This window comes from Mycobacterium sp. ZZG, from assembly GCF_054786995.1.
The window spans coordinates 23268-43436 of record NZ_JBTBFV010000047.1 but is presented as its reverse complement, the minus strand read 5'-3'; the positions used below and the strand labels follow the sequence as shown (position 1 = coordinate 43436).

Sequence of the window (20169 nt, the reverse complement as noted above, 5' to 3'; positions counted from 1 at the left end):
ATTCCTTTGCTCGAGTGACTTTGACGGGTCTCTCGAAGAATCACGCGATGACCTTCAATCATTCGGCAACGACACGCCGGTACCGCTGATCAGGTCCGACTCGTACACCACTCTGCTGGACGCAACCGAGGTCACGCCCACTTCATGTTCGTCGTGACCCTGGACAAGGCGTCCACCGAGGCGGTCACGGTGCGCTACACCACCGCCAACGGCACCGCGACCGCCGGCGTGGACTACACCGCGGCCTCGGGTGTCATCGAGTTCGCCCCGGGTGTCACGTCGCGCACCGTGCACGTCGACATCGTGGGTGACACCGTTGCCGAATCGAACGAGACGTTCACCGTGACACTGTCGAGTCCCACCGGTGCGACCATCGCCGACGGGACCGCCACCGGCACCATCACCGACGACGACGGGGGTACCACCCCGACCCCGGGCAATTCCTCGGTGACGTACGTCGTCAACGACAACTGGGGCTCGGGCTTCGTCGCGTCCGTCAGCGTGACCGCCGGAACATCCGGGTTCAGCGGCTGGACTGTCGAATTCGATTCACCGGCGCAGATCAGCAACATCTGGAACGCCGAGATCGTCAGCCAGGTGGGCAATCACTACGTGGTGCGCAACGCCTCGTGGAACCCCAAGGTCGCCGCCGGTCAGACCGTCGAGTTCGGCTTCCAGGCATCCCCGGGCGGCGCCACGGCGACGGCCACCAACTTCGTGGTCAACGGGATGCCCGCCGGCAGTCAGGGCCCGGCTCCGGTGGTGCTGCCGAAGGTCTCGATCGCCGATGCCAGTGTCACCGAATCCAACAGCGGTACAAAGAACATGGTGTTTGTGGTGACTCTGGACAAGGCGTCGGGGTCGCCGGTGAGCATCGCCTATGCGACGTCGAACGGTTCCGCGACCGCCGGAAGCGACTTCACCGCGACATCAGGTGTATTGACGTTCGCCGCCGGTGCGACCACCGCGCAGATCACGGTCCCGATCCTGGGCGACACGGTCGTCGAGCAGGACGAGACGTTCGCGCTGACCCTGTCGAACCCGAACGGGGTGACCATCGCCGACGGCTGGGCGGTCGGCACCGTCACCAACGACGATGTGGCCACCACCCCGACGCCGGGCACCTCGTCGGCGACTCTGGTGGTCAACGAAAACTGGGGTTCGGGCTTCACCGCGACCGTCACCGTGACGGCCGGGTCGGCCGGACTGGACGGCTGGACAGTGGAATTCGACACCCCGGCGCGAATCAACAACATTTGGAACGCCGAGATCGTCAGCAGGGTCGGCAATCACTACGTGGTGCGCAACGCCTCCTGGAACCCCAAGGTGGCGGGGAACCAGACCGTCAGCTTCGGCTTCCAGGCGTCCCCGGGTGGTGCCTCGGCGACGGCCACCAACTTCGTCGTCAACGGGCCTACTTCAACCGGGACCGGCACCAGCGTCGACCGGGTGATCGTCTAGCCGACGATGCGGTACCGGCGCTCCGGCCGACCCACCCCGTACTGCAGTCGCAGTTCCAGCACTCCGGTGCCGAGGTAATGCTCCAGGTAGCGGCGCGCGCTGACCCGCGAGATCCCCACCAGGTCGGCGCATTCGGCCGCCGACACCTCACCGGCGTCGCGTACGGCGGTCAGCACCATCTCGCCGGTCTCTGCGCCCAGACCCTTCGGGAGAGCCTTGGCCGCCGCGACAGCCGGCCCGCCGAACAGCGCATCGATGAGCGTCTGGTCGGCCCCGCGCGCCGACTGCAGTGCGTCGGCGCGTGCGGCATAGGCCCGCAGCTTGGTCTCCAGTTGCGGGAACTCGAACGGTTTGATCAGGTAATCGGTCGCGCCGCCGTCGAGCGCACCCCGCACGGTGTCGAGCTCCCGCGCCGCCGTGATCATGATGACGTCGACGCGATCTCCCTCGGATCGCAAGCGCTGCAGCACTTTCAGTCCCGTCATGTCCGGCAGGTACACGTCGAGCAGGATCAGCTGCGGACGCAGCTCCCGCGTCGCGGTCAACGCCTCTGCTCCGGTGCGGGCGACACCCACGGCGCGGAACCCGTCCACCCGGTCCACGAAGCGGCGGTGGATCTCGGCCACCATGAAATCGTCATCGACGACCAGCACATCACGCATGGGGCGCCACCGCCTTCAGCCGTATCAGGAAGCGGGCCCCGCCGGCCGGGGCGTCGCCGACCTCGATCGTGCCGCCGTGCTGCGCGGCCACCAGCCGCACCAGTGCCAGGCCGATGCCCCGGCCGCCGGGGACCTCGGGTTTGGAGGTGACCCCGCGGGCGAAGATGGCTTCGCGAAGATGCTCGGGCACACCGGGTCCGGAGTCGAGCACCGAGACCACGAGCCCGTCGCGATCGTCGATGCACACGGTCACGGTGGCCTCCGGTGCGCCCACCGACACATCGACGGCGTTGTCGATCAGGTTGCCCAGCAACGTGATCACATCGGTCGCCAGCGCCGGGTCGAGCGCCTGCAGGTGCGAGTCCGGGGCCAGCCGCAACGACACCCCGCTCTCGGCGGCCAGCGATGTCTTGGCGATCAGCAGCGCCGCCACCGCCGGATCGGAGATCCGTTGCGTGACGGCGTCACTGATCTCGGCGCGCCGTCGCGTCAACGTGCCCACCAGGTCACGGACCGCGTCGTACTCGCCGAGTTGCACCAGACCGGAGATCGTGTGCAACTGGTTGGCGAACTCGTGGGTCTGGGCGCGCAGGGTGTCGGTGACGCTCTTGTGTGACGACAGCTGTCCCTGCAGTGCGGCGAGTTCGGTGCTGTCCCGCATGGTGATCACCGTCCCGATCCGCCGGCCCTGACTGGTCGCCGGCCGACGGCTCAACGCCAGCACCCGCGTCCTGGTCGCGATGACCGTGTCCTGCTCGGTGTCCGCGGAGACCAGGAAGGACACCACCGCCGGGTCGATCCCGACGGTGTCCACCCGTTGCCCGACCGCGTGCTCGGGTACGTCGAGCAGATCCCGAGCGCCGTCGTTGAGCAGCGTGATCTCGCCGTCGTTGTTCACCGCGATGACGCCCTCCCGGATGCTGTGCAGCAGCGCTTCGCGGTGGTCGGCCAGGTTGGCGATCTCGGCCACCTCCAGCCCGCGCGTGTGCCGCTTGATCCGCCGCGACAGCAGCCAGGACGCCACCAACCCCAGCGCCGCCCCCAGCCCGAGATAGACCAGCAGGCGCTCGCCGGCGCCGCTGAGCAGTGCCCATGTCGACGGATACCGTTGGCTCACCGACGCGATGGCCAGCACGCCGCCGTCGGTGGACAGTACAGGCACCTGGCCGACCAGGCTGTGCGTGCCGTCGACGTCGGCATCGCCGAACCAGGCTCGCCCCTCGTCGGCGCGGCTGGGGCCCAGATCGACCCGCGCGCCGATCCGCGACGGATCCGAGGATGCCCGCACGGTGCCGTCGGGTCCGAGGATCTCGGCGAGCGTGGCGCCGGACAGCGCGACCGCCCGGTCCACCTCCGGGGCCAGGGTGCGGGCGGCGAACGGGTCGTCCGGGTGTTGTTCGCTGCGCTCTCGCACGATCGGCGTCGACGCCATGTTCTCGGCGACGGCGATCATCCGTTGCCCGCGCACATCACGGAATTCGCGCTCGGATTGCGCGACCGACACCGCGGCGACGGCGACGAGCACCACGGCCACCACCATCAGCTGGAACACCAGGAACTGCCCGGCGAGGCTACGTCCCCGCACCAGGCCGGCGACCGCTGACGGCATGTTCTTAATGACCACTACTTCCTTTGCGTTCATATCGGTGACGTGGGTCACGTCCGGGGTCCAGTATTGCCGAGCACCACAACCAAGCGATGGGGGACGACATGTTCGCATCCAGCCGGCGCGGCGCGATCGTCGGCGTGGTCGTCGCCGTGATCACCGCGCTGCTGCTGTCCGGCTGCGGGGTCACCCGCGGCGAGCAGACCAGTCTGCACCGTCTGCGAATGATGGTGCCCAACAGTCCGGGCGGCGGCTATGACCTCACCGCCCGCACCGCGGTCAAGATCATGGAGGACGAGGAGATCACGGGCCGCGTCGAGGTGTTCAACGTCATCGGCGCCGGCGGCACGGTGGCCATGGCCCGATTGATGAACGAACGCGGCAACGGCGACCTGATGATGATGATGGGCCTGGGCGTCGTCGGGGCCACGTTCACCAATGGTTCGGCGGCGCGGGCGTCGGACGCGACGGCGCTGGCCAAGATGGTCGAGGAACAGGAGGGGATCCTGGTCCCGGCCGATTCGCCGTTCCGGACGGTGCAGGACTTCGTCTCCGCGTGGAAGGCCGACCCCGCGAAGGTGACCGTCGGCGGTGGGTCCAGCCCGGGCGGTCCCGACCACCTGTTCCCCATGGAGACCGCCAGGGCGGTCGGGGTGGACCCGACGAAGGTCAACTTCGTGTCCTACGACGGCGGCGGTGATCTGCTCACCGCATTGCTGGGCAACAAGATCGCTGCGGGCACCTCGGGGCTCGGGGAGTACGTCGACCAGATCGAGTCCGGCCAGGTGCGGGTGCTCGCCGTTTCCGGCGACGAGCGTGTCGAGGGTGTCGACGCGCCCACGCTGACCGAGGCCGGCATCGACCTCACGTTCACGAACTGGCGCGGAGTGATTGCCCCGCCGGGGATTTCAGACGAGGACCGGGCTGCGATGGTCAGAATCCTCGAGGAGTTGCACGCCACGGATGCGTGGAAGGAGGCGCTGGTGACGAACGGGTGGAGTGATGCGTTCATGACCGGGGAGCCGTTCGAGGCATTTCTGAGAGAACAGGACCAACGTGTCGAGACGACCCTGACAGACCTGGGGCTGGTATGAGCACCGAAATCGAAACCGAGACCGCGACGTCGCGCCGCCCCGACTACGCCCAATATGTCGTCTGCGCGGTGATGGTCGCGGTCGGCGCGTTCCTGATCTACGACGCGCTGTCCATCCCCGGCGGTTACGCCGAGGTCGATCCTGTTGGCCCACGCCTGTTTCCGATCGTCATCGGCGTCGGTCTGCTGGTGATGGCGGTCGTGCTCGCGATCGCCATCCCGCGCGGGTTGACAGGCGAGGCCGAAGCGGGGGAGGACATCGACCCTGACATGCCCAGCGACTGGCGCACCGTCGGCCTGCTCGTCGGCCTGTTCGTCATGCTGATCGTGCTCGTCGTGCCGCTGGGTTGGGCGATCGCCGGTGCACTCTTCTTCGCCGGCTGCGCGACCGTGCTCGGGAGCAGGCACTACCTACGCAACGTCGTCATCGGCGCCGTGTTGGCCGTCGGCAGCTTCTACGCGTTCTACTCCGGGCTCGGCATCCCGCTGCCCGCAGGCATTCTGGATGGGATTCTGTAATGGAGAATTTCGACTGGCTCATGCAGGGGTTCGCCGAAGCCGCCACCCCGATGAACCTGCTGTACGCCGTGATCGGCGTCCTGCTGGGCACCGCTGTGGGCGTGCTGCCCGGCATCGGGCCGGCGATGACGGTCGCGCTCCTGTTGCCGATCACGTACAACGTCAGCCCCAGCTCGGCGTTCATCATGTTCGCAGGCATCTTCTACGGCGGGATGTACGGCGGGTCGACGACGTCGATCCTGTTGAACACACCAGGCGAATCGTCGTCGGTCATCACCGCGATCGAGGGCAACAAGATGGCCAAAGCCGGCCGGGCCGCGCAGGCGCTCGCCACGGCGGCGATCGGATCCTTCGTGGCCGGCGCCATCGGCACCGCGCTGCTCGCGGCATTCGCGCCGGTGATCTCGCGGTTCGCGGTCACCCTCGGCGCGCCGTCCTACCTGGCCATCATGTTGTTCGCCCTCGTCGCGGTCACCGCGGTCCTCGGCTCGTCGAAGATGCGCGGCCTGACCTCGCTGCTGCTCGGTCTGGGCATCGGCATCGTCGGCATCGACTCGCTGACCGGGCAGCCCCGTGCCACCTTCGGAATCCCGCTTCTGAGCGACGGCATCGACATCGTCGTCATCGCCGTCGCCGTCTTCGCCGTCGGCGAAGCGCTCTGGGTCGCAGCACATCTACGGCGCCGGCCCGCCGACGTCATTCCGGTCGGCCGCCCGTGGATGAGCAAGCAGGACTGGGGCCGGTCGTGGAAGCCGTGGTTGCGCGGCACCGCGTTCGGGTTCCCGTTCGGTGCGCTGCCCGCCGGCGGCGCCGAACTGCCGACGTTCCTCAGCTACATCACCGAGAAGAAGTTGTCCAAGCACCCCGAGGAGTTCGGCGAGGGTGCCATCGAGGGGGTGGCGGGACCGGAGGCGGCGAACAATGCCTCGGCCGCAGGGACTCTGGTGCCGATGCTGTCTCTGGGTCTGCCGACCAACGCCACCGCCGCGGTGATCCTGACCGCGTTCGTCTCGTACGGCATCCAGCCGGGTCCCACGCTGTTCGACAAGGAACCACTGCTGATCTGGACGTTGATCGCGAGCCTGTTCATCGGCAACTTCCTGCTGCTCGTGCTCAACCTGCCGCTGGCGCCCCTGTGGGCCAAGCTGCTCCGCACGCCGCGGCCATACCTGTATGCAGGCATCCTGTTCTTCGCCACACTGGGCGCGTTCGCAGTGAATCTGCAACCACTGGATCTGGCGCTGTTACTGATCTTCGGATTGATGGGCCTGATGATGCGCCGCTTCGGACTGCCGGTGTTGCCGTTGATCATCGGTGTCATCCTCGGTCCGCGCATCGAGCGTCAGCTGCGCCAGAGTCTGCAGCTCGGCGGCGGCGATTGGGGCAGCCTGTTCACCGAGCCCGTCGCGATCATCACCTACGTGCTGATGATCCTGCTGCTCGCCGCTCCCCTGGTGCTGCGGCTCATGCATCGCAGCGAGGAGACGCTGCTGGTGGTCGAAGACGACAGGGATCAGAGGGAGAAGGCGGCCCAGCAATGACGGTCATCGTGGGATACACAGCCGACCCGTTCGGTCACGCGGCACTGGAACACGGCATCGCCGAGGCCAGACTTCGTGACACCAGCGTGGTCGTCATCAACGCCACCTCGGGGGAGTCCTACGTCGACGCGCGATTCGCCGGCCGATCCGAGGTGCAGGACGTCCAAACCCGGCTCGCCGAGTGCGGAGTGCGTTACGAGCTGCGCCAGCCGGTCGGGGTGGACGCGGCCGAGGAGTTGCTGACCGCGGTGGAACGTGACGACGCACAGCTGCTGGTAGTAGGCATCCGTAACCGCAACCCGGTCGGGAAGCTGCTGCTCGGCAGCGTCGCGCAGAAGGTGATCCTCGAGTGCCCGAAGCCGGTGCTGGCGGTTAAGCCCGACGAGGTGTGATCACGGTCAGGACCCGGCGCTGTTTCGCCGGCACAGTCGTCGACTGGTTCACCGACGTGCCGCGCCGAGTCGCACTCCACGCCGCCGCAAGGCTCAGCCCGGCGATCACGAAGCACAGCACCGTGTACCAGAGGCTCCCGGTCGGGTCGCCGGCTGCGGTAACCCCGGCACCGGCCGACAGGTAGGCGGGCAGCGCTGCAGCCCACAGCGCGGCCATCACCACCAGATATGCTGCGGCGTAACCGAACATCAGGTGAGGAGCATCCGCGCGCACCGCTGCAGTGTCGCCGCGCCGGCGCCACTGAACCAACAGCACCGGGATCGCGACGACGCTGATGACGACCAGTTCCAGGGCGTAGACCACCCCGCCCACGGTGGTGCTGCCCGAGATCGCGGCCGCCAGCGTGGCGGGCAGCGGCAGGATCACGGTGCCGACGGAGGCGAGGATGCCGACCACGATCGTGCGCAGGACGATCTGTGAGGGCCGCAACCGCCGCCCCTGGTCCACATGGCGGCCGACGAAGAACTGCACGCACAGCGCCAGTGACATCGGCCACAGCGTCGCGAACACCACCACACTCGGCAGCGGCACCGCTTCGAAGAACGGCTGGTTCAACGGATGCTCCAATGTCCATTCCCACCAGCGCAACTGGGGACCGAGGTGGTCGAAGATCTCGTAGAACGCGTGGTGGACGAAGCCGACGCAGACAGCGCCGACGAGCGTCCCGTAGCGGCGAAACACTCCGAGCGTCCGCACGATCTCGAACGCCACCGTCGCCATCATCGGATAGATCGCGATGATGTAGAGCGGTAGCCGCCCCCAGAGGAACTCAACGGTGAACACGTTGTGCGCGAACATGGTGTCGACGTGCTCGGCGATTCCGAACGCGCCGGGAAAGTACAGCGGTGGCTCGATGATGAGCAGATAGGCGATCGCGCCGAACCACAGCACCAGGTTGGTCGGGTCGTTGTGCCTGCGCAGTCGCGCAACCGCGTACAGCAGCGCCAGCACCGCGCCGACGACGATCGTCACCTCGAGCACCGGCAGTGTCCAGTTTTCCAGCGCGAACGGATTGCGGAGTTCGACGAGCCCGCCCGCGGTGTCGCACGAGAACCCCAGCCGGGCCGCCAGATCGGCGAAGGTGGGGGTGCACAGGTCAGACATCGGCGGCCTCCTTGACGGTCTCGCGCTCGGTGGCCGTGTACCACTGGGTCACGTCGTAGCCGGCGTCGTAGCGGTCGAACCACTCCTGGGCGAGCTCGGGCAACTTCTCGTGGGCCGGATCGTGGCCGGGGATCTGACTGCGGATGACACCGTTGAGCGCGACGAGTTGCTCACGCAGCGGCAGATGGCTGAACGCGTTCGCGAACGGGCCGTCATAGGGTGCGTCGATGAACGGAAGACGTTGCAGCAGCGCTTTCTTGCGCCGGTGGAGACGGAACGTCGACATTGCGTCGACCGTGCGCTCCGCCAGCGGCACGTGCTGGTTGAACTCTTCGGAGACCAGCCGGATGATCCCCATCACGTGCTTGAAGATCGACGGCGCCACCCGCATCCGGTACCACGGATCGTCGACGACCGCGTCGTAGATGATCAGCGCCGAGCTGCGGTGTTCCACCTCCTCGACGAAGTGCCACAGGAACAGCGACGCGACCCGGTCGTCGCCGGGTGCGAACAGCGTGTCGTCGTGGTCGAGCATGAGCTTGAAGACCGGGGTGAAGGTCGCCTCCAGGTCGGCGGTGTAGGCCAGCCGGTACTTTAGCGGCGTGTTCGCCGTCAGGTCGTCGTAGGCGTCGATCACCTTGTCGAGGGTGCCTTTCAACCCCGGATAGGCCTTGATCAATCCCTTGACGTGTTGGCGGTGGGCCATCGAGTGCTGGCCCTCCTGGCGCACGAACGCGTCGGCTTCCTCGGCGACGGCCGGATCGCCGATGAGCGGCATCGCCTCCGGGATCATGGCGCCGATCATCTTCTCGAATCCGACCGCCAGGAACGACACGGCGTTGGCCATCGACGAGAACGCCGGGTTGGCCTCATTCCACAGAAACGGGACGTGATGGTTGGCGAAGGCGAAGCGCAGCTTGCGCACGATCAGGTCGGTCATCCCGGTCCTCGGCAATTCTGGAGTAATCATACATTTGTCAGGCTGTTTGTATGATTACTGCATTGCCGGTCCGGCGTCAACGCCTGTGCTAGCGTCGGTGCCACGATGGCACGCAAACGCCGAGGTTGGGGCGGTGATCCGCCCGCCAGCGACTCCGAAGCCGCGCAGCGCATCGTCGCCGCAGCCGTCGACCTGATCGCCGAGACCGGCGCCGCCATCACCATCGCCGAGGTCGCCGAGTCGCTCGGGGTGATCCGGCAGACGGTGTACCGGTACTTCCCGACCGCCGACGAGCTCATGCGCGCGGCTGCGATCGCCTCCGTCGACGGGTTCCTCGATCAGCTCACCGCACACGTGCGCGGAATACACGATCCCGCGGACGCGATGACCGAAGGCGTCATGTTCACCCTCGACGCCGTGGTCACAATCCCGCACCTGGCGATCCTGCTGTCGGCGCCGAGCTCGGCCGCGCGGCCCAGCGAGGTCGCCTCGGATCTTGCGCGGGATTTCGGCATGCGCATGATCACCCGGTTCGACGTCGACTGGGCGCGTTACGGTTACGACGACGCGGCGTTGAGTGACCTGGTCGAGTTCACCCTGCGGATCATGTTGTCGTTCTTCGTCGCGCCCAACCACGCGCAGCGTCCGACCGACGAGCTACGCCGCTTCCTCAAACGCTGGCTCGGGGGCGCGATCCTGGCTCAGCCGCCGTCGGGTGGCCGACCTGCGTAACTCGTCAGCGAAGGGTCAGCTGGATCATGCCGTCCACGGCCTCGACCGGATAGCTGCGCACGGACAAGTCGGTGCCGGAAACCTCGGCACCCGAAGCCATGTCGAAGGTGTGGCCGTGCAGAGGGCACACCACCACGCAGTCATCGGTCAAGCCGTCGGCCAGTGGCCCGCCCCGGTGCGGGCACACCGCGTCGACGGCACGCAAGGATCCGTCCCGCAGGTGGAAGACTGCGATCTGGGTCCCGTCGATGGAGTACGTGCGGCCTTCGCCGACCGGGATCTCGTCGACGCGACCGATGGCGCTGCCGGCCCCGACGCTCATCGCACCGGAACCTGGGGGAGCGGCAGTAACGGCAGCGATGACCGGAACTGACCGGCCGACACCGGCTCCCGGCCGTCCTGCCACGGATCACGGTAGGCGTCCACCGACTTCTGCATCCGCGCGTCGAGCCCCTCGGCCAGACCCTCGGCATCGTCGACGACCACCGCGCGGATGTGATCGATACCCACCCGGGGCACCCACTTGTAGGTGCGCTCAAGCCAGTTCGCGCTTTCGCGGTAGTACTGAAGGAACCGGCCGGTCAGCGTGATCACCGTCTGCGGGTCGTCGACGGTCGCGAGCAGGTCGCCCTTGCGGATGTGCGCCCCTGCCGCGCCGCCGACGTAGATCTCCCAGCGCCCACCGTCGACAGCCACGACACCGAGGTCCTTGCACAACGCCTCGGCGCAGTTGCGCGGACACCCCGTAACAGCGAGCTTCATCTTCGCCGGACTCGCCAGCCCTTTGTACCGTTCCTCGATCGCGATGCCCAATGCCGTCGAGTCACCGACCCCGTATCGACAGAAGTCGCTGCCCACACAGGTTTTCACGGTCCGGAAGCTCTTGCCGTACGCATACCCCGACGGCATGTCGAGGTCCGCCCAGACCGCCGGCAGGTCCTCCTTGCGTACGCCCAGCAGGTCGATGCGCTGGCCGCCGGTGCACTTGATCATCGGGATTTCGTATTTCTCGGCGACATCGGCGATCCTTCGCAGTTGCGCGGCGCTGGTCACCCCACCCTTCATCTGCGGCACCACCGAAAACGTGCCGTCGCGCTGGATGTTGGCGTGCACACGGTCGTTGATGTAGCGGGCGTCGCGTTCGTCGACGAACTCGTCGGCCCACATCGTTTCCAGCAGCGACGCCAGCGCCATCTTCGATCCCGCGTCCTCCTTGCCGTCCGGCGCGAGGGCGGCGAACACCGAAGACACCGAATGCAATCCGAGCTCCCGGATGTGTCGCATCAGTGTCGGCTTGTCGTACGGGATGCCGGGCACGTACCACGACGCCGACGGATCCTCGGTGACCGCACCGCCGGCGGCCCACTCCACGACCTGGCCGACCAGCTCCTTGCACGAGCCGCAACCCTTGCCCGCCTTGGTCTTGGCCATCACGCCACTCACCGACGTCTCGCCGCCGCGAACGCAGGACACCAACGCGCCCTTGGACACGCCGTTGCAGTTGCACACCTGCGCGTCGTCGGCCAGTTCGGCCACCCCGACACCCACCTCCGGCGTGCCGATGTCGAACATCAACGACACCCGCTCGTCAGGCAGCGGCAGCCCGCTGTCGAACGCCTGCGTCAGGAACGACACCTTCGACACGTCGCCGACGAGGGTGGCGCCCACCAGCTTGCCGTCACGGATCACGACGGTCTTGTAGACGCCGTGCCGGGGTTCGGCGTACTGCACGAACTCGTCGTCCGGGCGTTCCGGCGCCTTCACGCCCATCGACGCGACGTCGACACCGGCTACCTTGAGTTTCGTCGCCACCCGTGACCCGTGATAGGCCGAGGCGGGGTTGGCCCCGGTGAGATGGTCGGCCAGCACCTTGGCCTGCTCCCACAGCGGCGCGACGAGCCCGTACACCTGGCCGCGGTGCTGGGCGCACTCGCCGACGACGTAGACGTCGTCGTCGTCGATCGAGCGCATGTGGTCGTCGGTGACGATGGCGCGCTCGACGGTCAGCCCGGCCCGCTGTGCCAGCCCGACATTGGGGCGGATGCCGGCCGCGATCACCAACATGTCGCAGTCCAGTCGCGTGCCGTCAGAGAACAGGACACCCCGCAGCCTGCCGTCCTCACCGATGCTCACCTCGGTGGTGCGCTTGTCGGTGTGCACCCCGATTCCGAGATCCTCCACCGACTTTCGCAGGATCGCGCCGGCCGGGTCGTCGAGCTGGGCGTTCATCAAGGTGGGTCCGGCGTGCACCACGTCGACGGTCAGCCCGCGCTTCTGCAACCCGCGCGCGGCTTCCAGGCCCAGCAGCCCGCCGCCGATCACCACGGCTTTGGTGCGGTTGGCGGCCTCGGAGATCATGGCCGCGGTGTCGTCGAGAGTGCGGAAGCCGAACACCCCGTCGGCCAGCGTCTTGTTGTCGGCCCACAGCCCGGCCATCGGTGGGAAGAAGGAACGGCTGCCTGTGGCCAGGATCAGCTTGTCGTAGTGCAGGGTGGTGCCGTCGTCGGCGTGCACCAGATGGGCGAACGTGTCCAGGCGCACCACGCGCACACCGGCACGCAGGTCGATGCCGTGGTCGGTGTACCAGTCCAGCGCGTTGAGATAGATCTCCCCGGGATCGTCCATTCCGGCAAGCACATTCGACAACAGGATGCGGTTGTAGTTGCCGTAGGGTTCGTCACCGAACACGGTGATTGCGAAGGTGTCGCCGCCGCCGCGTGCCAGCACTTCCTCGAGGGCGCGGACGCCGGCCATGCCGTTGCCGACGACCACCAGACGCTGCGCCACCGCTACACCTCCACCAGGCCCAGGTCCACGATGACCGTGCCTTTCAGCCCCTCTGGCGCGGCGACGTACAGCTCCAGCACGGTGTCGGCGAGCAGGTCCTCCACGACGCGCAGCGCGACATGAGTGGCGCCCTTGGCCGCGATCGGGAAGTAGCGCATCGGGACTCCGTCGCGAAACAACACGACGGTGACCATCTGCTTGGTCGAGTTTCCGCCGCGGAAGTAGACCGGCTGCGTCGTGGACCCGGCCGGGACCACGTAGCGCAGCGCGTCGTCGAGCGGTACCGGCTTGTCGTAGCCGTTGCCGTCGAAGCCGAATGCGCCTTGCAGGAATCGTGGCGTGCTTCCGTCGGTCATCTCTGCTCCTCGCACGAGCGCTCGTCGGTCATGTCTTGAAAGTTAAGAGCGCCGTGTTTCGGGATCGTTTCTCCCACGGGTCACCTGTGAATCCCTGCGATCACAACCCGAACCCCTCACCGTGAGTGCTGCCGCGGTGTGAGGGCGAGTTTTCACCCCGGTCATCGAGGTGCAACGGATGCGGAATGACCTGGCCTTTCACTGGGTCCATGGCGAAACGAACGCGCGACATCGAGCGCCCGCGCCGGAGGCGCGACATCCAGCACTGGGATCCTGAGGACATCGAGGCCTGGGAGTCCGGTGGCAAGGCGATCGCGAAACGGAACCTGATCTGGTCGATCGTGGCCGAGCACGTCGGCTTCTCGGTGTGGTCGATCTGGTCGGTGATGGTGCTGTTCATGCCGCAGGACGTGTACGGGATCGACGCGGCGGGCAAGTTCTACCTCGTCGCCGTGCCCACCCTGGTCGGGGCATTCATGCGGATCCCGTACACCATCGCGCCCGCGAAGTTCGGCGGCAGGAACTGGACCATCGCCAGTGCGCTGCTGCTGCTGATTCCGGCCCTGCTGACGCTGTACTACATGAAGAACCCGGCGTCCTACACCACCTACTTGGTGATCGCCGCGTTCGCCGGACTCGGCGGCGGTAACTTCGCGTCCTCGATGACCAACATCAACGCGTTCTATCCGCAGCGGCTCAAGGGCTGGGCGCTGGGACTCAACGCGGGCGGAGGGAACATCGGTGTTCCCGTCATCCAGCTGATCGGCCTGCTCGTCATCGCCACCATCGGCAACACCCGGCCCGAAATCGTCTGTGCGATTTACCTTGTCGCGATCAGCGTCGCCGCGGTGGGCGCGGCGGTGTACATGGACAACCTGCGCAACCAGAAATCCAACCTCGGCGCGCTCGTCGAGGCCATGCGGTTCAAGCATTCGTGGGTCATGAGCTTCCTCTACATCGGCACCTTCGGTTCGTTCATCGGGTTCTCGTTCGCGTTCGGGCAGGTGTTGCAGATCAATTACCTGGCCTCCGGTGACACCGCCGCGCAGGCTTCTCTGCACGCCGCGCAGATCGCGTTCCTCGGTCCGCTGCTCGGCTCCATCTCACGCCCGTTCGGCGGCAGGCTGGCAGACCGGGTGGGCGGCGGGAAGATCACGCTGTACGTGTTCGTCGCAATGATCTTCTCCGCGGGCGTCCTCGTGACCACCGGGATGATGGACGACGCCGCGCCCGGCGCCCCGACGGGCGCGCAGATGATCGGCTACGTCGCCGGATTCATCCTGCTGTTCGTGTTGTCGGGTCTCGGCAACGGCTCCACCTACAAGATGATCCCGTCGATCTTCGAGGCCAAGGCCCAGGGCCGCGACGACTTGAGCCGTGATGAGAAAGCCGCCTGGTCGCGCGCGATGTCGGGCGCGCTGATCGGGTTCGCCGGTGCGGTGGGCGCGCTGGGAGGTGTGTTCATCAACGTCGTGCTGCGCGCGTCCTACGTCAGCGACGCGAAGTCGGCCACCAACGCGTTCTGGGTGTTCCTCGCCTTCTACGTGGTGTGCGCGTTCGTGACGTGGTTCGTGTTCCTGAGGCTGCAGGAGCACCGTACCCACAGCGGTGAGCACATCGGCCGCGACTCCGCTCCGGTACCCGTCGGCTAGGCATGATCCGAACCGCCTGTTCCTATTGCGGGGTGGGGTGCGGCATCTCGGTGCAGACCCGCGCCGACCCCGCTACGGGCGTCCCGGTGATCGCCCGGGTGTCTGGCGACAAGCTGCATCCCACCAACTTCGGCCGGCTGTGCACCAAGGGCGCCACGCACGCCGAGCTGATGGCCGCCACCGACGGGCGGTTGACGACGGCCCTGCTGCGGCCGTCGCGCGACGCCGACCCCGTCGCCGTCGACGTCGAGGACGCGCTGGCTGAGGCCGGGGCGCGGCTGCGCGCCATCGTCGACAAGCACGGCCCCGACGCCGTCGCACTGTACGTGTCGGGGCAGATGTCGATGGAAGCACAATATTTGGCGACCAAACTGGCCAAGGGTTTTCTGCGCACCGTGCACCTGGAGTCCAACTCCCGGCTGTGCATGGCCAGCGCGGGCACCGGCTTCAAACAGTCGCTCGGGGCGGACGGCCCGCCCGGCTCGTACACCGACTTCGACTGCACCGACTTGTTTTTCGTCATCGGATCCAACATGGCCGACTGCCATCCGATCCTGTACCTGCGGATGGCCGACCGGCTCAAGGCGGGCGCCAAACTGATCGTCGTCGACCCGCGCCGGACCTCCACCGCCGACAACGCCGACCTGTTCCTGCAGATCCGGCCCGGTACCGACCTGGCGCTGCTCAACGGCATCTTGCACCTGCTTGTGGAAAAGGGAGCCATCGACGACGACTTCATCGCCGAGCACACGCAGGGCTGGGAGGCGATGCCGGCCTTCCTGGCCGACTACCCGCCGGCCCGGGTCGCCGCCATCACCGGCCTGGCCGAGGCTGACATCCACGCCGCCGCGGATATGATCGCCGCGGCGGGAAACTGGGTGTCCTGCTGGACGATGGGCCTGAACCAGAGCACCCACGGCACCTGGAACACCAACACGATCTGCAATCTGCACCTGGCCACCGGCGCCATCTGCCGCCCCGGCAGCGGCCCGATGTCGCTGACCGGACAGCCCAACGCGATGGGCGGTCGCGAAATGGGCTACATGGGACCTGGATTGCCGGGTCAGCGGGCGGTGCTGTCGGCCGAGGACCGTGCCTTCGTCGAAGAGCAGTGGAATCTGGCGCCGGGCACCATCCGGGCCGACGTCGGGCCGGGGACTGTCGAGATGTTCCGCCGCATCGGCGCCGGGGACATCAAGGCGGTGTGGGTCATCTGTACCAATCCCGTTGCGAGCGTGTCCAATCGGGATAACGTGATCGCGGGTCTGAAGTCCGCTGAACTGGTCATCGTCTCGGACGTCTACGCCGATACCGCGACCAACCGCTACGCCGACATCGTGCTGCCCGCCGCGCTGTGGGCCGAGGCCGACGCGGTGATGGTGAACTCCGACCGAAACCTCACGCTGCTGGCGCAGTCGATCCCGCCGGCCGGTGACGCCCGCCCGGACTGGGAACTGATCTGCGGGGTGGCCCAACAACTGGGGTTCGGTGACGCGTTCGACTACAAATCCAGCGAGCAGATCTTCGACGAGATCCGCCGATTCCACAATCCCCGGACGGGATACGACCTGCGCGGCATCACCTATGAGCGGCTGCGGGACACCCCGGTGCAATGGCCGTGCGCCTCGGTCGAGGTGTCCGACCGCAACCCGATCCGCTACCTCAACGACGGCATCTCGCAAGAGCTGTTCGTCGCAGCCGACGGTCACCGTCCCCGGCTGGCGTTCCCGACGCCGTCGCGGCGTGCGGTGTTCCATCCACGGCCCCACATGGACCCCGCCGAACTTCCCGACGACGACTATCCGATGGTCCTCAACACCGGCCGGTTGCAGCATCAGTGGCACACCATGACCAAGACCGGCAAAGTGGCCAAACTGAACAAACTCAACCCCGGGCCGTTCGTCGAGGTCCACCCGGACGACGCCGCCGCGCTGTCGATCTCCGACGGCGGGGACGTCGAGCTGGTGAGCAGGCGTGGGCGGGCGGTGCTGCCCGCCGTCGTCACCGAACGCGTCCGGCCGGGCTGCACCTGGGTGCCGTTCCACTGGAACGACGAACACGGCGAGAACCTGACGATCAACGCGCTGACCAACGACGCCGTCGATCCGGACTCCCTGCAGCCCGAGTTCAAGGTGTGCGCAGTGCGGCTGGTCGCGGTTCCCTTCGGTGCACCCGAACTCACCGATGACGAAAAGCTCTACCTCTCCGGCTTTTTCGCCGGCATCGAGGAGGGTCTGCCCGGCGTGCCGGTGCTGCCCGCGAAAGCTCCGCTGGGACCGCGGGTCCGGCTGTGGGTCGACGGCGTGCTGGCCGGTCGGTACTCCCGGATGGACATCACCACCGAGAGCGCGCCGGCGGACGCGCCCCTGGTGCTGTGGGCGTCGCAGACCGGCAACGCCGAGGAGTTCGCCGGGCGGGTGGGTGAGCGACTGCCGGGCGCCACGCTACGCGCCATGGACGACGTGGACCCGGCCGAACTGCCCGGGGCCGGCGAGGTCGTCATCATCACGAGCACGTTCGGCGACGGGGGACCGCCCGACAACGGCGCCGCCTTCTGGGAACGTCTCGCGTCCCCTGAGGCTCCGTCACTGGAGGGCGTGCGGTATACGGTGCTGGGCATCGGCGACCGCTCCTACGGCAACTTCTGCGGGCACGCCAAATCCCTCGACACGCGATTGGCCGACCTGGGCGCCACCCGGATGCTCGAGCGCGCCGAATGCGAGGCCTACGACGATGAGCCACTGACCGAGTGGACCGACGCGGTCGCCGGGCTCGTCGGGGCCCCCGGCCTGGCTTCTGAAAAGCCTGCAACCTCAACGTTGTTCACCAGGGCGAAGCCGATCCGGGCTCCGCTGTGCCGCAACTCGCTGCTGACCTCCGTCGGCTCGGCCAAAGAGGTGCGCCAGTTCGGCTTCGACATCAGTGAGCACGATGTCACCTACTCGGTCGGCGATTCGTTGGGCGTACACGTGGTGAATACCGACTTCGTGGTCGAAACATGGCTTACTGCAACCGGTTTCACCGGTGAGGAAGCGGTCGTCATCGACGGTGCCGAGCTGGCGCTGCGTGACGCGGTCACATCACACTACGACGTCTGCAAGGTGACGTCGGATTTGGTGCGGTTCGTCGCCGAACACTGTCCGGACGCCGCGACCGCCAAGCGGCTGCGAAACGACCGCGGGGAACTCGACAAGTGGCTGGTGAACCGCAACGGCCTCGACCTGGTCGGCGAATTCACCGTCCGCGCCGACCCGCAGCTGTGGCAGGAGGTGCTGGTGCGCCTGACCCCGCGTCAGTACTCGATCTCGTCGAGCCCGTTGGTAAGTCCGCACGAGGTGCAGCTGACCGTGTCGGTGGTGCGGTACCGAGGGACCGACGGAGGTCCGCGTGGGGGCGTCGCTTCGACCTATCTGGCCGACCTGCCGGACGGCACGCCCGTGCCGGTGTTCCTGCAACGTTCCCCGCACTTCCGTCCGCCGCAGGACCCACACACTCCGATGATCATGGTCGGCCCCGGCACCGGCATCGCGCCGTTCCGGGGCTTCCTGCAGGAGCGGCGTGCCCTCGGCCACCGCGGACCCAACTGGCTGTTCTTCGGCGACCAGCATCGCGCGCAGAACTTCTACTACCGCGAAGACCTGGAGGACATGGCTGACGACGGCTTCCTCACCAGGCTGGAGCTGGCTTTCTCGCGGGACCAGGCCAAGCGGGTCTACGTACAGCACAAGATGCTCGACCAGGGCGCCGAGCTGTGGCGCTGGCTCGACGACGGCGCACACTTCTACGTCTGCGGCGACGCCACGAGGATGGCGAGGGACGTCGACGACGCGCTGACCGAGATCATCCGCACCCACGGCCGCATGAAAGGTGAGGCTGCCCGCGAGTACAAACGCGAGATGGTCGCCGAGAAGCGTTACGTAAGGGACGTGTACTGAGAGACGCGGGGACGCGCCGCGACGCACAGGGTGCCGCCGACGAACAACGCCATCGCGACCACCGGCAGCCCACCGCCGGGCGCGAACCCGTCGGCCGACAGCAGCGCCAGCGCCAGCGCGCACGACGCGGTGCCGGCGTAGAGCAGCGCTTCGCCGACCCGCGGGGGCAGCGGGAGCGCGATGGTGGGCACCGGCGCCGCGAAGATCCGCCGCTGCCAGAACAGCAGGCACAGCAGCGCCGCGGTCACCACCGCCAGCACCAGCTCCCACTCCAGCCGGGCCAGCCACCAGGCACCGGAGCCCATCGGCGGCTGCGGCAGCAGTCCCGTCGGGTAGCCGACCAGCGTCACCACGATCACCGGCAGCATGTGCCACAGGTACAGCGCCATCACGTTGTCGTTGGCGATCCCGATGAGGCGTGGCCACGCACCGCGGGTCAGCACCCGGTTCATCACCGGCACCAGGGCCAGCAGCAGCCCGATCTGCACGGTCGCCAGCGCCAGCAGCGCCACCGACGGCGGCGCGGAATTCTCCACCCGTACGCCCGGCACGCCGATCATCGCGATCGGATACGGACCCCAGGTGACCAGCAGTGGCAGCGCGGCCGCGGCCGCAGCCGCCATCGCGACCAGTACCCTGCGCCGCAGAAGTGCGCCGTGCCAAGCGATTCCGAGCTGGTAGATCGCCGCCCAGCAGAAGAAGTAGTTCAGCGTCCGGATCTGTGGGTGGTCGGTGCTGATCCCGATCACGTCGACGATCACCACGCCCGCGGCCAGGACGGCCGGGGCCGCGAGGCCGAAGCGGCGGTGCGCGGCGACCGCGACCGGGGTCAAGGCCACCACCATCAGGTACACCGCCAGGAACCACAGATGCATGGCCACCGCCCAGCCGCCGAGCGCGAGCACCGACCCGTCGATGCCCGCGGCCAGCAGCGCCGCCATCACCACGACGACGAAGCCGGCGTAGATCGCGGTGGGCCCGAGCGTGCGCGCGACTCGGCGGCGCACCCATTCCTGGCGTGACGTCATCCCGGTGTCCCGGCGCGCCCATGACACCGCGCTCGCGTAGCCGGCGACCGCGAAGAACACCGGCACCACCTGGAAGCCCCACGTGAGCCACTGTGTCCACGGCATCAGGACCAGCGGGTTGTCCCGGCCGAACTCGCCGTCGCGGTAGGTCATCACCGACAGCAGCCAGTGCCCGATGACGACGATCATGACCGCTGCGGATCGGTAGAGGTCGAGCGCGAGCTCGCGCGCCGGTGCCTGGGCTCGGGTGGTGTCCATCGCAGCCCATTCTGCGGGTGCGGCCCCCACAAGTGGGGGAGC

Annotated in this window: 16 protein-coding genes; 8 read left to right on the top strand and 8 right to left on the bottom strand. The window is 67.5% G+C overall.

From position 1 onward, the window contains the following. The first annotated feature begins 57 nt into the window (after nucleotides 1–57). Nucleotides 58–1461 (top strand): cellulose binding domain-containing protein, encoded by a 1404-nt coding sequence (locus tag ACXMYJ_RS21850; protein ID WP_460358856.1) that lies wholly within the window; start codon nucleotides 58–60, stop codon nucleotides 1459–1461. Here the strand turns inward: ACXMYJ_RS21850 and ACXMYJ_RS21845 are convergent. Both ACXMYJ_RS21845 and ACXMYJ_RS21840 read right to left on the bottom strand, forming a co-directional pair. After that, nucleotides 1458–2123, bottom strand: coding sequence for a response regulator (locus ACXMYJ_RS21845; protein ID WP_460358855.1), 666 nt, complete (start codon nucleotides 2121–2123; stop codon nucleotides 1458–1460). The genes ACXMYJ_RS21850 and ACXMYJ_RS21845 overlap by 4 nt on opposite strands. Next, on the bottom strand, nucleotides 2116–3732 hold the full coding sequence (locus tag ACXMYJ_RS21840; RefSeq protein WP_460358854.1) for a sensor histidine kinase: 1617 nt from the start codon (nucleotides 3730–3732) through the stop codon (nucleotides 2116–2118). The genes ACXMYJ_RS21845 and ACXMYJ_RS21840 overlap by 8 nt, the downstream gene beginning before the upstream one ends. Nucleotides 3733–3833: 101 nt before the next feature. On the opposite strand from ACXMYJ_RS21840, the gene ACXMYJ_RS21835 reads away from it, so the two are divergent. The 4 genes from ACXMYJ_RS21835 to ACXMYJ_RS21820 are packed head-to-tail and all read left to right on the top strand — an operon-like array spanning nucleotide 3834 to nucleotide 7274. Continuing rightward, nucleotides 3834–4823 carry a Bug family tripartite tricarboxylate transporter substrate binding protein gene (locus ACXMYJ_RS21835; RefSeq protein ID WP_460358853.1) on the top strand — a complete coding sequence of 330 codons (990 nt, stop codon included), beginning with the start codon at nucleotides 3834–3836 and terminating at the stop codon, nucleotides 4821–4823. Further along, entirely contained in the window at nucleotides 4820–5341 is a 522-nt protein-coding gene (locus tag ACXMYJ_RS21830) for a tripartite tricarboxylate transporter TctB family protein (RefSeq protein WP_260753449.1), read from the top strand. The genes ACXMYJ_RS21835 and ACXMYJ_RS21830 overlap by 4 nt, the downstream gene beginning before the upstream one ends. Further along, nucleotides 5341–6882, top strand: a complete 1542-nt coding sequence (locus tag ACXMYJ_RS21825) for a tripartite tricarboxylate transporter permease (protein ID WP_460358852.1) — start codon at nucleotides 5341–5343, stop codon at nucleotides 6880–6882. Before ACXMYJ_RS21830 ends, ACXMYJ_RS21825 begins: the two co-directional genes overlap by 1 nt. Then, nucleotides 6879–7274 carry a universal stress protein gene (locus ACXMYJ_RS21820; RefSeq protein ID WP_443187068.1) on the top strand — a complete coding sequence of 132 codons (396 nt, stop codon included), beginning with the start codon at nucleotides 6879–6881 and terminating at the stop codon, nucleotides 7272–7274. The genes ACXMYJ_RS21825 and ACXMYJ_RS21820 overlap by 4 nt, the downstream gene beginning before the upstream one ends. On the opposite strand, the gene ACXMYJ_RS21815 is transcribed toward ACXMYJ_RS21820, so the two are convergent. Next, nucleotides 7255–8439: a hypothetical protein gene (locus ACXMYJ_RS21815; protein ID WP_460358851.1), complete on the bottom strand. Its 1185-nt coding sequence runs from the start codon at nucleotides 8437–8439 to the stop codon at nucleotides 7255–7257. The two genes, ACXMYJ_RS21820 and ACXMYJ_RS21815, sit on opposite strands and share 20 nt — an antisense overlap. Next, nucleotides 8432–9379 carry a metal-dependent hydrolase gene (locus ACXMYJ_RS21810; protein ID WP_260753444.1) on the bottom strand — a complete coding sequence of 316 codons (948 nt, stop codon included), beginning with the start codon at nucleotides 9377–9379 and terminating at the stop codon, nucleotides 8432–8434. Before ACXMYJ_RS21810 ends, ACXMYJ_RS21815 begins: the two co-directional genes overlap by 8 nt. Before the next feature lie 105 nt (nucleotides 9380–9484). Between ACXMYJ_RS21810 and ACXMYJ_RS21805 the strand changes: the two genes are divergently transcribed. After that, nucleotides 9485–10111, top strand: a complete 627-nt coding sequence (locus ACXMYJ_RS21805; RefSeq protein ID WP_260753443.1) for a TetR/AcrR family transcriptional regulator — start codon at nucleotides 9485–9487, stop codon at nucleotides 10109–10111. Between the two features lie 4 nt (nucleotides 10112–10115). Here the strand turns inward: ACXMYJ_RS21805 and ACXMYJ_RS21800 are convergent, their stop codons facing one another. From ACXMYJ_RS21800 to ACXMYJ_RS21790, 3 genes are read right to left on the bottom strand one after another with little or no spacing between them, the layout of a single operon-like run. After that, on the bottom strand, nucleotides 10116–10433 hold the full coding sequence (locus tag ACXMYJ_RS21800; protein WP_260753441.1) for a Rieske (2Fe-2S) protein: 318 nt from the start codon (nucleotides 10431–10433) through the stop codon (nucleotides 10116–10118). Then, nucleotides 10430–12898 (bottom strand): nitrite reductase large subunit NirB, encoded by a 2469-nt coding sequence (gene nirB / locus ACXMYJ_RS21795; RefSeq protein ID WP_460358848.1) that lies wholly within the window; start codon nucleotides 12896–12898, stop codon nucleotides 10430–10432. Before nirB ends, ACXMYJ_RS21800 begins: the two co-directional genes overlap by 4 nt. Before the next feature lie 2 nt (nucleotides 12899–12900). Next, nucleotides 12901–13254 carry a molybdopterin oxidoreductase gene (locus tag ACXMYJ_RS21790; RefSeq protein ID WP_460358846.1) on the bottom strand — a complete coding sequence of 118 codons (354 nt, stop codon included), beginning with the start codon at nucleotides 13252–13254 and terminating at the stop codon, nucleotides 12901–12903. 209 nt (nucleotides 13255–13463) lie between these two features. On the opposite strand from ACXMYJ_RS21790, the gene ACXMYJ_RS21785 reads away from it, so the two are divergent. Together ACXMYJ_RS21785 and ACXMYJ_RS21780 are read left to right on the top strand one after the other, a co-directional pair. Next, complete coding sequence (locus ACXMYJ_RS21785; RefSeq protein WP_460358844.1) at nucleotides 13464–14906, top strand: nitrate/nitrite transporter; 1443 nt, start codon at nucleotides 13464–13466, stop codon at nucleotides 14904–14906. 2 nt (nucleotides 14907–14908) lie between these two features. Further along, nucleotides 14909–18841, top strand: a complete 3933-nt coding sequence (locus tag ACXMYJ_RS21780) for a molybdopterin-dependent oxidoreductase (RefSeq protein ID WP_460358842.1) — start codon at nucleotides 14909–14911, stop codon at nucleotides 18839–18841. On the opposite strand, the gene ACXMYJ_RS21775 is transcribed toward ACXMYJ_RS21780, so the two are convergent. Beyond that, nucleotides 18820–20127: an acyltransferase family protein gene (locus ACXMYJ_RS21775; RefSeq protein WP_460358840.1), complete on the bottom strand. Its 1308-nt coding sequence runs from the start codon at nucleotides 20125–20127 to the stop codon at nucleotides 18820–18822. The genes ACXMYJ_RS21780 and ACXMYJ_RS21775 overlap by 22 nt on opposite strands. Between the last annotated feature and the right edge of the window lie 42 nt (nucleotides 20128–20169).